The sequence below is a fragment of the Corallococcus sp. AB049A genome (assembly GCF_003668885.1).
Classification (GTDB): domain Bacteria; phylum Myxococcota; class Myxococcia; order Myxococcales; family Myxococcaceae; genus Corallococcus; species Corallococcus interemptor.
Genome location: NZ_RAWL01000230.1, coordinates 1 through 13,749, shown reverse-complemented (window position 1 = coordinate 13,749; position 13,749 = coordinate 1). Strand labels below are relative to the sequence as shown.

General features: G+C 70.2%; 9 protein-coding genes and 1 pseudogene. 4 read left to right on the top strand and 6 right to left on the bottom strand.

What is annotated here, in order from left to right; genetic code table 11:
* The 4 genes and pseudogenes from D7X55_RS43485 to D7X55_RS23475 all read left to right on the top strand — a co-directional run.
* Positions 1–702 (top strand): annotated as a pseudogene (locus D7X55_RS43485) (hypothetical protein); the annotation flags it as partial.
* Positions 699–1,394, top strand: a complete 696-nt coding sequence (locus tag D7X55_RS23485) for a Tfp pilus assembly protein FimT/FimU (RefSeq protein WP_121724249.1) — start codon at positions 699–701, stop codon at positions 1,392–1,394. The pseudogene D7X55_RS43485 and the gene D7X55_RS23485, both read left to right, overlap by 4 nt.
* Before the next feature lie 168 nt (positions 1,395–1,562).
* Positions 1,563–5,147, top strand: a complete 3,585-nt coding sequence (mfd, locus tag D7X55_RS23480) for a transcription-repair coupling factor (RefSeq protein WP_121724248.1) — start codon at positions 1,563–1,565, stop codon at positions 5,145–5,147.
* Between the two features lie 38 nt (positions 5,148–5,185).
* The gene (locus D7X55_RS23475; protein ID WP_121724247.1) at positions 5,186–5,908 is read left to right on the top strand and encodes a DUF2652 domain-containing protein; all 723 of its coding nucleotides are present in this window, start codon (positions 5,186–5,188) and stop codon (positions 5,906–5,908) included.
* 14 nt (positions 5,909–5,922) lie between these two features.
* On the opposite strand, the gene argE is transcribed toward D7X55_RS23475, so the two are convergent.
* The 6 genes from argE to D7X55_RS23445 all read right to left on the bottom strand — a co-directional run bounded on the left by argE (position 5,923) and on the right by D7X55_RS23445 (position 13,679).
* Complete coding sequence (argE, locus tag D7X55_RS23470) at positions 5,923–7,065, bottom strand: acetylornithine deacetylase (RefSeq protein ID WP_121724246.1); 1,143 nt, start codon at positions 7,063–7,065, stop codon at positions 5,923–5,925.
* Between the two features lie 67 nt (positions 7,066–7,132).
* Complete coding sequence (locus tag D7X55_RS23465) at positions 7,133–8,668, bottom strand: hypothetical protein (protein WP_121724245.1); 1,536 nt, start codon at positions 8,666–8,668, stop codon at positions 7,133–7,135.
* Positions 8,669–8,678: 10 nt separating this feature from the next.
* Complete coding sequence (locus D7X55_RS23460) at positions 8,679–10,079, bottom strand: hypothetical protein (protein WP_121724244.1); 1,401 nt, start codon at positions 10,077–10,079, stop codon at positions 8,679–8,681.
* A 142-nt stretch (positions 10,080–10,221) separates the two neighbouring features.
* Entirely contained in the window at positions 10,222–11,703 is a 1,482-nt protein-coding gene (locus D7X55_RS23455) for a hypothetical protein (RefSeq protein WP_121724243.1), read from the bottom strand.
* A 60-nt stretch (positions 11,704–11,763) separates the two neighbouring features.
* Entirely contained in the window at positions 11,764–13,146 is a 1,383-nt protein-coding gene (gene hutF / locus D7X55_RS23450; protein WP_121724242.1) for a formimidoylglutamate deiminase, read from the bottom strand.
* A 44-nt stretch (positions 13,147–13,190) separates the two neighbouring features.
* Positions 13,191–13,679, bottom strand: a complete 489-nt coding sequence (locus D7X55_RS23445; RefSeq protein WP_120548337.1) for a ferritin-like domain-containing protein — start codon at positions 13,677–13,679, stop codon at positions 13,191–13,193.
* Positions 13,680–13,749: the final 70 nt, after the last annotated feature.

Genomic DNA, 13,749 nt, shown 5'->3' with positions numbered 1-13,749 from the left:
CCCTCCACCATCACGGTCAATGGGGCGCTCCTCGAGTCTCCCACGTGCGAGAGCACCACGAGCACCCACTGGGCGCCCAAGGACGCCGGCGACCTCGTGAACTGGATGGCCCTGCGGCTGAACGGCGCGGCCTACCGGGTGAACTGGAAGGGCGGCAGCCCCGCGCTGGAGTACCGCGCGGTCGGAGCGGCGAACTGGACCGTGTTGAGCCGCGACGTGGAGCACCTGTCCGTGCGCGAGGGCGTCGTGGACTTCGACAATGCCCTCAAGGGCACGTCCGGCGAGTACGCCATGGAGTGGTACCCCGGCGTGGGCACCGACACCAACTGGCGCAACCCCGGCTTGCCCCACCCGGCCATCTCCCAGTGCGACGAGGCGCAGTACACCCTGAATACCTGCAGGACGGACGACCGCGGCCCGGATGGGAACCCGCTGCCGGCCATCAACTCCATCACCGCCGCGGACCGGAAGGCGGAGGTCATCAAGCGCCTGCGCCAGCGGGTGCGCGAGCTGGAGGTGACGCTGGTCATCCGCACCCGGCGCGTCAACCGCGACGCGGACATGACGGGCACGGATGAAGAGGGCCAGGCCAGGGATGGCTACACGCGCCGTCGCTACACCTTCCGGGTCGCGGCGCGCAACATGACGGTGGGCTTGCAGCGGCCGGTGGACCCCTCGGCCTCGGTGGTGGTTATTCCATGAAGCACACGCGCGGCATGACGTTGTTGGAGATGATGACCGCCCTGGCGGTGGTGTCCGTGCTCATCGGCCTGTCGGTGGTGGCCATGCAGGGCCGCATCGGCGGGCAGAAGGAGAACACCGCCACGCGCGAGCTGTGGTCGTCCGCGCTGCGCGCGCGCCAGCTGGCCATCAGCACGACCCAGCCGGTGCGCTTCGTGGTGGAGAACAACGTCACCCTGCTGGACGGCAGGCAGCACACCGTGGCCCGCTGGGAGCGGCTGAAGTGCGGCAACGACCTCAACACGCCGGACGACTGGGGCATGGACCAGTGCCCCAGCCCCGCCTGCCTCAACAAGACCTGCCGCACCGCGCCCGCGTGCTGCAGTGAGACGGGGCCGGACATCGTCATCCCGCCCACGATGAACGCCACCAACATCAACAACCTGTGCTTCCTGCCGGGCTCCGGCCGGCCGGTGTTCAACAAGATGGATTGTCTGCAGGGGCAGCTTGGAAACCCCGCGACCATCGCGGCGGCGGCCCCGACGGACAGCTCCATCCAGTTCCGCTTCACCTCCAACCGCGCCAAGAGCGTGCTGATGGTGGAGCCGCTGACGGGCCTGTCCAGCGTGATGGACTGCGACTCGCTGGCGGCCACCACCAGCGACGCCACCAAGAAGGACGCGCGGCTGGCGGCGGCGTGCGCGGTGCCCTGAGCAGGTGAGGCCGCGCGCCCGGGGACCTGGACAGGTCCCGGGCGCGCGTGAGCCTCCCCGCCCGGCGGCCGTCCCGCTGGCTCCATGGACACGACAGCGGTCCGCATCCAGCGTTGATTTGGGGCAGGGCTCACCCTAATTAGCCGAGGGCCCCACACGGGCCCCCGAATGGACACCTCCCTTCCTCCGAAGTCCGACGGCACGCCCTGGCCCGGCGGCGCTCCCCTCTCCTCCGGTGATGCCTTCGCCCGGCTGCTGGCCTCCCTGCGCGTGGGCCACCGCGCGCGGACGCAGGGGGTGAAGGGCGCGGCACGTGGCCACCTGCTCGCCCGCCTGCACCGGGAGCTGCGCGCGCCGCTGGTGTGCGTGGCCGCGGACGAGGAGGCGGCGGACGCGCTCGCGCACGACCTGGCCTTCTTCCTGGGCGGCACGGGCAGCCTGCTGGAGCCGCGCGTGCTGCGGCTGCCCGCGGACGAGGTGCTTCCCTACGACGAGCTGTCGCCGGAGGCGGGCCCCATCACGGAGCGGCTGGGCGCGCTGTTCCACCTGGCGCGCGGCACGCCGTTCCCCGCGCTGGTGCTGTCCCTGCGCGCGCTGCACCGCCGCGTGCTGCCGCTGGGGGTGATGGAGGGGCTGGCCCAGCGCGTGGAGGTGGGCCAGGACTTCGACCGCGACTCGCTGGCGCGGAAGCTGGCGCTGATGGGCTACCAGAACAGCCCGCTGGTGGAGGACAAGGGCACCTTCAGCGTGCGCGGCGGCCTGCTGGACGTCTTCAGCCCGCTGTACGAGCGGCCGGTGCGCCTGGAGTTCTTCGGGGACACCATCGAGTCCATCCGCGTCTTCGACCCGGAGTCGCAGCGCACCGTGGACGCGCTCAAGACGGTGGACCTGGTGCCCGCGCGCGAGCTGCTGCTCACCGACGACACCCGCCCGCGCGCGGAGGCCGCCGCCCGCGCGGTGGCGGACCGCATCAACCTGCCCACCATCAAGCTGCGCGAGCGGCTGGACGCGCTCCGGGAAGGACTGCCCGGCTTCGGGCTGGAGGGACTGCTGCCCGGCTTCTTCGAGGGCGGCCTGGCCTCCGTGTTCGACTACCTGCGCGCGTGGGCGAAGGAGCCCGTCGTCTACCTGGACGACCCGGTGGGGCTGGACCGCGCGCTGGAGGACCTGTGGGCGGAGCTGGCGAAGGGCGTGGAGGAGGCGGACGCGCGCCAGGACCTCACCTACCCTCCGGAGCACCACTTCCTCACGCGTGAGGGCGTGGCCTCGGGGCTCAAGGCCCTGCGCGTGGTGGAGGGCGGTGGCCTGTCGCTCACGCAGTCCGAAGCGCCCGTGGCCTTCACCTTCGGCACGACGCAGGACCTGCGCGAGGCCATCCTCGCGCACCACGGTGAGGAGGGCGCGCTCACCCCGCTGGTGGAGCGGCTGCAGCGCTGGCGCGACACCGGCGTGGCGTGCGCGGTGGCGTGCGGCACGCTCAGCCAGGCGGACCGGCTCAAGCGGCTCCTGCTGGACCGCAACGTGATGGTGAAGGTGCACACGGAGCCCCTGGCGGACCCCGCGAAGCTCTTCGAGCCTGCGATATGGGCGCACCTGTTCACCGGCGAGGTGAGCCACGGCTTCATCGACACTGAAGGCCGGCTGGCGGTGCTCGCGGACGAGGAGATTTTCGGCGTCCGCTCACGCCGCCGCGTCAAGCGCAGCAAGAAGCTGGATGCGTTCGCCGCGGGCTTCAAGGACCTGAAGGAAGGCGACCTCATCGTCCACACCGACTTCGGCATCGGGCGCTACGCGGGCCTGACGAAGATGGAGGTGCAGGGCGTGCCGGGGGACTTCCTCGTCCTGGAGTACGCGGGGCGGGACAAAATCTATCTGCCGGTGGGCCGCATGCGGCTCATCCAGAAGTTCACCGGCGGAGACCCGGACAAGGTCCAGCTGGACAAGCTGGGCACCACCAGCTGGGAGAAGACGAAGAAGCGCGTCAAGGAGCAGCTGCTCAAGATGGCGGCGGAGCTGTTGCAGATGGCCGCCGCGCGCAAGGCGCACCCGGGCTACGCGTTCGCGGCGCCGGACCGCTACTTCGCCCAGTTCGAGGCGGACTTCGAGTTCGAGGAGACGCCGGACCAGGCGAAGGCCATCGAGGACGTGCTCGCGGACATGCAGAAGGCGCAGCCCATGGACCGGCTCGTCTGCGGCGACGTGGGCTACGGCAAGACGGAGGTGGCCATGCGCGCCGCCTTCAAGGCCACGCTGGACCGCAAGCAGGTGGCGGTGCTGGTGCCCACCACGGTGCTGGCGCAGCAGCACTTCCATTCGTTCAAGAAGCGCTTCAAGGACTACCCCGTCACGGTGGAAGTCATCTCCGGCATCCGCAAGCCGCCGGAGATCCGCGACATCCTCCGCCGCGCCAAGGAGGGCAAGGTCGACATCGTCATCGGCACGCACAAGCTGCTGGCGGGCGACGTGTCCTTCAAGGACCTGGGGCTCCTGGTGGTGGACGAGGAGCAGCGCTTCGGCGTGAAGCAGAAGGAGGCGCTCAAGCGGCTGCGCACGCAGGTGGATGTGCTGACGCTGACGGCGACGCCCATCCCCCGCACGCTGCACATGAGCATGTCCGGCGTGCGCGACATGAGCATCATCGCCACGCCGCCGCAGGACCGCCGGGCCATCCGCACCTTCGTGATGAAGTACGACGAGGGCGTCATCAAGGAGGCCGTGGAGCGGGAGATTGCCCGAGGGGGCCAGGTCTTCTTCGTGCACAACCGCGTGGAGTCCCTGCCGTCCATGGAGCAGGAGCTGAAGAAGCTGCTGCCCAACGTCTCCATTGGCGTGGCGCACGGCCAGATGGGCGAGGGGCAGCTGGAGAAGGTGATGCTCCAGTTCACGGAGCACAAGTTCCAGGTGCTGCTGTGCACGAGCATCATCGAGAGCGGCATCGACATCTCCAGCGCCAACACGATGATCGTCAACCGCGCGGACCAGTTCGGCCTGGCGCAGCTCTACCAGCTGCGCGGGCGCGTGGGCCGCAGCAAGGAGCGCGCGTACGCGTACCTGCTGGTGCCCACCCGCCGTCCGGTGACGAAGGACGCGCAGCGGCGCCTGGAGGTGCTCCAGAACTTCACGGAGCTGGGCGCGGGCTTCTCCATCGCCAGCCACGACCTGGAGATCCGCGGCGCGGGCAACCTGCTGGGCGAAAAGCAGTCCGGCGCCATCGCGGAGATTGGCTTCGACCTGTACGCGCAGCTGATGGAAGAGGCGGTGGCGGAGCTGCAGGGCCAGCCGCCCAAGGTGCACGTGGAGCCGGACATCAACCTGCCCATGCCGGCGCTCATCCCCGACGACTACGTGGCGGACGTGCACCAGCGGCTGGTGTTCTACAAGCGCTTCAGCCAGGCCAGCCACCCGGACGAGGTGACGGACCTGCGCGCGGAGCTGGTGGACCGCTACGGCGAGGCCCCCGACGAGGTGGACGCCCTCTCCGAGGTGACGCTCCTGAAAATCGACATGCGCGAGCTGCGGCTGCGCGCGCTGGAGGCTGGCCCGGGCCGGCTGTCGCTGGCGCTGGGCGGCGACGCGCTGCTGGATGGCGCGAAGGTGGCGGGGCTGGTGCAGCGCTCCAAGGGCTTCTACCGGCTGACGCCGGACATGAAGCTCATTGCCCGCGTGCCCCCGGAGGTGAAGGGGCACGCCCTGCTGGCGGAGGCGCACAAGCTGCTGCGCGACGTGGGCACCTGCGCGATGCCCCGGCACTGACACAAGGCGCGGGGGCTTGGGCTAGGCTTCCGCGCCGCATGGCCATTGAGAAGGCGCTGCTCCTCATCGCGGACATCGGCGGCTACACCCGCTTCATGCGGGAGCACCGCTTCGGCCTCGCGCACGCGCAGGACACGGTGGCGCAGCTGCTGGAAGCCGTCATCGACGCGTCCGGGCGGTTCAAGCTGGCGAAGCTGGAAGGGGACGCGGCCTTCTTCTACGCCGTGGGCGAGGACACCTCGCCCATCGCGACGCAGGTCGCGGCCATCCGCCGCGCCTTCCTGGAGCGCCGGGAGCAGCTCGTCATTGACCGCATGTGCAGGTGCGACGGGTGCACGCAGGTGGGCAACCTGACGCTCAAGTTCGTGGCCCACGCCGGGGAGGTCGCCTTCCAGAAGGTGAAGCACCTCACGGAGCTGGCCGGGGTGGACGTCATCCTCCTGCACCGGATGCTGAAGAACGACGTGCCCATCTCCGAGTACGTCCTGATGACGGACGCGGTGCACCAGCAACTGGAGCCCCAGCTGCGTCAGCTCAGCCAGGGGCTGGAGCACGACTTCGAGGGCATGGGCCGCACGCCCACGCACTACATCGACCTGGGCTCGCTGGTGACGAGCGTGCCCGCGCCGCGCCCCAACCTGCCGCGCAAGCTGTGGAACAAGCTGACGCTGGAGCTGCGCTCGCTGAAGTACGTGCTCGGCTTCAAGGAGGCGTGTCAGGGCTTCCGCAACGTCAAGGTCATCGACGCGCCGAAACCCTGAGGCGCGCCGCGCGCTCAGCCGCCCGTGCAGAAGCGGGCCACGGCCTTCGTGAGCGCGGCCTCGCAGCGCACCAGGTCCTCCATGGGGACGAACTCACCCGTCTGGTGCGCGACGCGGATGTCGCCGGGGCCGAACACGACGGCCTCCGCGCCCAGCTCCGTGAGCTGCGGGGCCTCCGTGCCGAAGGACACCGTTTCGGACGCGTTGCCGCTGACGTCCTCCAGGAAGCGCACCACGTCCGCGTCGCCGCGCGTGTGGACGCCGCGGTCCATGCGCAGGACCTTGATGCGCGCCTCGTAGGCGGGTTCGTCGCGGGTGAGCTCCTGGCGGATGTGCTCCATCATCTCCGGGACGCGCTCGGCGGCCTGACCGGGGATGGGGCGCCACTCCACGGTGAAGCGGCAGGAGCCGGGCAGCACGTTCTTCGCCTTGCCGCCCTGGATGAGCCCCACGTTCACCGTGGTGAAGGGGGGCTGGAAGCCCTCGTCGCGGTCCTCGCGCAGGACGGTGTTCGCCAGGGTCTCCAGCCGGTGCAGGAAGCGGCCGGCGCGGAAGATGGCGGACGCGCCCAGCTCCGGGTACGCGCTGTGCCCCTCCTTGCCCAGCACCTCCACCTCCGCCAGGCAGTAGCCCTTGTTGGCGCGCACGGGGATGAGGCGCGTGGGCTCGCCGACGATGGCGTGCCTCGCGCGGCCCAGGCCCGCGGACACCAGCTTCTTCGCGCCCACCAGGCCCACCTCTTCATCCGCGGTGAGGATGACGAGGAGCGGCGCGTCCAGCTTCGGCAGGTCCTTGCGGGTGGCGGTGTGCAGCGCGCAGGCGATGAAGCCCTTGGTGTCGCAGGCGCCTCGGCCGTAGAGCTTGCCGTCGCGTTCGGTGAGGCGCAGCGCGTCCGTCCAGGCGGCGTCATAGGGCACGCAGTCGGAGTGGCCGACGAGGGCCAGCGCGGCGCGGTCCGCGTCGCCCTTGCGGGCGATGAGGTTCACCTTCGCCACGCCCGCGTCGTCGGTGTAGTGCTGGCGCTCGGCGGTGAAGCCCGCGGCCTCCAGCCTCGCCTGCGCGTAGTCGATGAGGGGCGCGTTGGGACGCGAGGACGTGGTGTCCAGTGCCACCAGTTCCGCCAGGGTGGCCCGCAGCGCGGGCAGCGTGTCGCTCATGGGACGGCCTCCAGTCAGGCCACCTCCATGCCACCGCCCGCGCCGCGGCGCCAGTGTGCCCGCGCCCTCAGCGTCGCAGGGAGACCACCGCCCCCGAGTCCGCGTCCGAGGGGAACACGGAGTTGTCATCCGCGCCGGGCCGGCCCAGGCCCTTGGAGATGGCGGGCGCGGACGCGCTCACCCGGCCCACGTAGAAGACGCCGTGGTAGCCGTCCTTGTTGGGCGAGTCCCAGACGTGCACGAAGAAGCGGTCCCCGTTGTCCTTGCCCTTCGCCTCCTTCACGCCGCAGTCCAGCTTGCGGCTGCGCTCGTCCGGCGCGCAGATCCACGCCGAGCCGCTGTCGTAGGCCACGTCCAGCGCCACCACGTGCTTCAGCCGGGCCGCCAGGAGCCTCCCCATGGGCTGGTACTGCGGGTCCCACGGCAGGCCCTTCGCCGTGCGCGGGTGGATGTTGCCGCTCAGCACCAGGTGGAAGCGCGCGGGGCCGGCCTCCACCTGCTTCAACACCGTGGTGGCCAGGGCCTGCTCGCGCGGCTGTCCGTTGAGCCTCGGGTGGTCATAGACGAACACCGCCACATCCAGCCCCTGCGCTCGCAGCTGGCGCAGCTGCTCCAGCATGTTGGCCACGGCTTCGCTGCCACGGCCATCCGGATACGGGCTGCGCCAGAACGGGGCCTCCATCAGCCGGAGCCAGTCTTCTTCCGTGCCCTGGCTTCGGAGGAAGGTGGTGATGCGCGCCTGGTTGTCCACCGGCAGCTCCAGACCCACCGACACGGGCGTGCCCGCCACGGTGAGCTGGCAGGTGGCCTGCGCGATGAAACGCGGGACCTCCTGCGTGCCGTGCAGCTCTCCCAGCAGCAGCACCCCGCCCGCCTTCGCCTGGGCCTTCAGGCCGATGATGGGCGTGCCGCACTCGGTGAACGCGGGCGCGGACCGAGCCTCGGGGGCCTTCGCGACGGGCTGCACGGTCACCCGAGGGGTGGCCCCCTCCTTCGACGCCAGGCCTGGCGCGATGGCGTGAAACACGCGCCACTCCATGTTCAGGTCACGCGTGCCGTGCGCGGACTCCGCGACGATGGCGTTCTCTCCGCGCGGCATCGAGAACCGGTCCTCGCCATCCTCCGCGCTGAGGCCGAAGCCGCCTTCGAGGCTCTCCCAGCCTCCGGTCGGAGGAGCGATGCCCGCCAATTGGTCCTGCCTCCGCTGGGCGTCATTGCCCATGCTCCGGCTCACGCCCCACTCCAGCTCCTTGCCCGGAGCGGACAGTGCCTTGTTCGCGCTGCGGGTGACGCGGATGATCCACAGCTTGCTCTTCGTGGGCGTCTCCCGCTTGCCCAGCACGAGATAGCGGTGCCAGTAGCCGGAGACCTTGGAGCCGCCGAACTCCTCCTTCCATTCGGTCTGCAGCACCGGGCTGCCCGGGGCCTCGCGGAAGCTCAGCTTCGCGTCCACGAAGTACTGGCGCACCGAGGGCCACACCTCCTCCAGGGGCCGGTCGTAGATGGCCTCCCGCCCTGTCAGGTCCCAGTCCTGGGGCCGTGCGGCGCAGCCCACCACCGCCAGGAGCAATGCCAGCCATCCCATCTTCAGCATCGAGCGCATGCGCAGTGCCTCACAGGCTCGGCGTGGAAACCGTGTCCGGGTTGCCCAGGCCCTTGAAGACGGCGGGTTCGGACGCCGTCACGTGGCCCACGTAGAAGACGCCGTGGTAGCCCTCGCTGTTGGCCGAGCTCCAGGTGTGCATGAAGAAGCGGTCGCCGTTGTCCTTGCCCTTCGTCTCCTTCACGCCGCAGTCCAGCTTGCTGCTCTGTTGATTCGCCGCGCAGATCCACGCCGTGCCGCTGTCGTAGGCCATGTCCAACGCGGTGACGTCATCGAGCTGGTCCTTCAGCAGGTAGCCCATGGGCTTGTACTGCTTGTCCCAGGGCAGCCCCTTCTTCGTGCGCGGGTGGATGTTGCCGCTCACCACCAGGTGGAAGCGCTGCGGCTTCGCCTTCACCTGCTTCAGCACCGTCTGCGTCAGCGCGTCCTCGCGCGCCTGGCCGGACAGCTTCGGGTGGTCGTAGACGAACACCGCCACGTCCAGGCCCTGCGCTCGCAGCTGGCGCAGCTGCTCCAGCATGTTGGCCACGGCTTCACTGCCACGGCCGTCCGGATACGGGCTGCGCCAGAACGGGGCCTCCATCAGCTTGAGCCAGTCCACTTCACCGCCCTGGCTCTGGAGGAAGGTCGTGATGCGCTCCTCGTTCTCCACCGGCAGCTCCAGGCCCACCGTCACCGGCATGCCCGCCGTGACGAGCTGGCACACGGACTGCGCGATGAAGCGCGGGACCTCCTGCGTGCCGTGCAGCTCACCCAGCATCAGCACCCCGCCCGCCTTCGCCAGCTTCTTCATGCCCAGGATGGACTGGCCGCACTCGGTGAAGGTCGCCTCGGCCTTCGCCACCGGCTGCTCCGTCTTCACCGGCTCCTTCTTCGCGAGCTTGGGCATGATGCCCCGGAACACGCGCCACTCCATGATCAGGTCGCGCGTGCCCTGCCCCGACTCCATGTAGAAGGCGTTCTCTCCCACCGGGAAGGCCAACCGGTCCTCGGCATCCTCCGGACTCAGGCCTTCAGAAGGATCGCCAACGACCCGAGAGGAGGCGATGCCCCAGTCCAGCTCCTTGCCGGGCTGCGACAGCGCCTTGTTCACCGACTTGGTGATGCGGGTGATCCACAGCTTGCTCTTCGTCGGCGTCTCGCGCTTGCCGATGACCATGTAGCGGTGCCAGTAGCCGGCGACCTTGGAGCCGCCGAACTCCTGCTTCCACTCGGTCTCCAGCACCAGGCTGCCGCGGTCCTCGCGGTAGGGCAGGTTCGCTTCCTTGAAGTATTCACGGACCGACGGCCACATCTCCTCCAGGGGCACGTCGTAGATGGCCTCGTAGTCCGGCGTCTCCAGGTCCTGCCGCCCCGCGCAGCCCACCGCCAGGAGCAACGCCAGCCATCCCATCTTCACCATTGAGCGCATCCGCAGTGCCTCCGTCTTCGATGCGCTGAAGAACGCCGTGTGATGAATGGGCATATCGAGCCCCGCGAAAAGCCAGAGGCCGCGCGGGCCACCGTCTCCGGTGACTCGCACGGCCCCTGTCTTCCCCCCCCTGATGCGGTTCTTACGGGCTCGACGCGGGCGCTGCTCCCGGATTGCCCAGGCCCTTGCGGATGGCGGGTTCGGACGCTGACACGTGGCCCACGTAGAAGACGCCGTGGTAGCCCTCGTCGTTGGTCGAGTTCCACGTGTGCACGAAGAAGCGGTCGCCGTTGTCCTTGCCCCTCGCCTCCTTCACGCCGCAGTCCAGCGCGCGCCCCTGCGCATCCGCCGCGCAGACCCACGCCGTGCCGCTGTCGTAGGCCATGTCCAACGCGGTGACGCCGTCGAGCTGGTCCTTCAGCAGGTAGCCCATGGGCTTGTACTGCCTGTTCCACGGCAGCCCCTTCTTCGTGCGCGGATGGACGTTGCCGCTCAGCACCAGGTGGAAGCGCTGCGGCTTCGCCTTCACCTGCGCCAGCACCGTCTTCGTCAGCGCGTCCTCACGCGGCTGCCCGGAGAGCTTCGGGTGGTCGTAGACGAACACCGCCACGTCCAGGCCCTGCGCCCGCAGCTGGCGCAGCTGCTCCAGCATGTTCGCCACGGCCTCACTGCCACGGCCATCCGGATACGGGCTGCGCCAGAACGGGGCTTCCATCAGCTTGAGCCAGTCCACCTCGCCGCCCTGGCTCTGGAGGAACGTGGCGATGCGCTCCTCGTTCTCCACCGGCAGCTCCAGGCCCACCGTCACCGGCATGCCCGCCGTGACGAGCTGGCACACGGACTGCGCGATGAAACGCGGGACCTCCTTCGTGCCGTGCAGCTCACCGAGCAGCAGCACCCCGCCCGGCTTCGCCAGCCGCTTCAGTCCGAGGATGGACTGGCCGCATTCGGTGAACGACGGCGCTTCCTTCGCGCCCGGGGCCATCGCCACCCGCGGCTCCGCGCTCACCTCCTGCTGCTGCTTCGCGAGCCTGGGCATGATGCCCCGGAACACGCGCCACTCCATGGTCAGGTCGCGCGTGCCCTGCCCCGAGTCCACGTAGAAGGCGTTCTCTCCCACCGGGAAGGCCAGCCGGTCCTCCGCGTCCTCGATGGAGACGCCGTAGGCGCCGCTCGAGGTCGAGGACGGATCCCCCGGAGCCCCCGTGTTGCGTTGCTCCGGGTCTCCTCCGAGTCCCCGGCCAACGCCCCAGTCCAGCTCCCGGCCCGGCAGGGACAGCGCCTTGTTCACCGACTTGGTGATGCGGATGATCCACAGCTTGCTCTTCGTCGGCGTCTCCCGCTTGCCGATGACCATGTAGCGGTGCCAGTAGCCGGCGATCTTCGAGCCGCCGAACTCCTGCTTCCACTCGGTCTCCAGCACCAGGCTGCCCCGGTCCTCGCGGTAGGGCAGGTGCGCCTCCGTGAAGTACTCACGGACGAAGGGCCACATCTCCTCCAGGGGCATGTCGTAGATGGCCTCGTGGTCTGGCGTCTCCAGGTCCTGCCGCCCCGCGCAGCCCACCGCCAGGGGCAAGGCCAGCCCCACCAGCACCACCCACGACAGCCAGATTCCCGCGCGCATCCGAAACCTCCACACCGCCAACGTCCGGGCGGCCCGTGCATATCGAACCGCGTCTTTTCCCTACGGGTAGAGACGCCGGGCGAGCTGCTGGAACGCCTTGCCACTCGCCTCCGTCAACGGATGGTGGCCGTCCCGGACCACGAGCCGGCCCGCCACCGCCACCTCGCGCACCGCCCCGCCCGCCGCGCCAAAGACGATGCCCGGCAGGAGCGACGCGGGGCTCGCGCCCACCAGCGACGGGTGGTGCACGTCCACCGTGAAGAAGTCCGCGGGCGACCCCGGCGACAGCGTGCCCGTGCCCATCCCCAGGCTCCGCGCGCCCTGCACCGTGGCCATGTCGAAGAGCCGGGCCGCCAGGCCGTCCAGGGTGCCCGTCCCCGGGTCCAGCACCGCGCGGCGCAGCCGCACCAGCCGCAGGTGCTGCTCCAGCTGGCGCGCCTCATCCAGCAGGTCCACCACCGTCTGGCTGTCCGAGCCGAAGCTCACGCGCGCCCCGGCCTTCACCAGCGCGTCCGCCGGCACGATGCCGTCCCCCAGGTTGCGCTCCGTGGACGGGCACGCGCACACCGTGGCCCCCGCGCGGCCCAGCAGCGCCACCTCGTTGTCCGTCAGGTGCACGCCGTGCACGGCCGTGAAGCTCGGCCCCAGGAGGCCCACGTCCGACACCAGCTCCACCGGGCGGCGGCCGTGCTCCGCGAGGCACGCTTCAATCTCCTTCGGCTGCTCGGCCACGTGCATGTGGATGGGCATGCTGGCGGGCGCGGCGCGGGCCACCTGCGTCAGCCAGTCCCGCGACACCGCGCGCACGCTGTGCGGCGCGAACCCCACGTTCACGCGCGCGTCACCGCGCACCGCGTTGGCCAGCGCCTGCGTGGTGGACAGGAACGTGTCCACGTCCGCGTCGATGAAGCGGCGCTGGCGCGGGTTGGCGGCCACGTTGAAGCCCGCGCGCGCGTAGCCCACCCGCAAGAGGCAGATGCGCAGCCCCACGTCCGTGGCCGCGCGGATGACCGCGTGCGCCAGTTCGTTGCGGTCCGCGTAGGGCGTCCCGTCCGGCTGGTGGTGCAGGTAGTGGAACTCGCCCACCGTGGTGATGCCGGAGAGCACCATCTCCAGGAACACCTGCCGGGAGGCGACGTGGATCTCCTCCGGCGTGAGCGCCTCCGCGGCGCGGTACATCGCCTCGCGCCAGGACCAGAAGTCGTCCTTCCCGCCGGCGGTCGCGACGTATTCGGTGCGGCCCCGGATGAGCCGCTGGAACGCGTGCGAGTGGCCGTTGACCAGGCCCGGCAACAGCGCCCGCCCCGCCAGCCGCTCCACGCGCGCGCCTTCCGGCACCGCTTCGAGCACCCGGCCATCCGCGCCCACCGCCAGCGCGCGGCCTTCGTGGAAACGCCCGTCCGAGAAGAGGAAGTCGGGTTGGTAGACAGTGATGTCGCTCACGCGCGGCAGCGTATGCCACTTCGCTCCGGCGCGCGGTAGCGGCTTCAGGCGCCCATTTCGGCGGTGTCCAGGAAGGAGGGCATGCGGCGCTCCGCCCAGGGCCGGGTGCGCACCGCGTCGCGGATCCACGTGCCGTGGCGCCGTTCGTCCTCGCGGTGCTGGCGGATGAGGGCCTTCACCTCCGGGGACCACTCGAACTGGAGCGCCAGCTCATAGGCCCGGTCGAACAGCTCCTCGTTGCCGAGCATGGCCCACAGCGTGGCCTCCGTCCCCATCAGCCCCGTCATGGCCGTGAGGCCCTTCATCGCGGAGCCCTTCAGGTCCGGGCGCAGCGTCACCGGCTCACCGCCAAAGTGCTGGATGAGCAGGTTGAGGTCCTGCACGTGGCGCAGGTGGTCCGCGCGGAAGCTGTTGAGGCGCTCGCGCACCAGGGCGGGCCCGATGCGGGCGATGGCCACGTCGTACGCGCCCACCGCGTCGGCATCGAGCTGCGCCAGGCTGTGCAGGCGAGCCACTTCGGACTTGTCGGCCATGGGTGCCTCCTTCAACCGGGTACGGTGAGTGCTCGGGCCCGAACAATGTGGGGATGACTCCCCCCCGTTC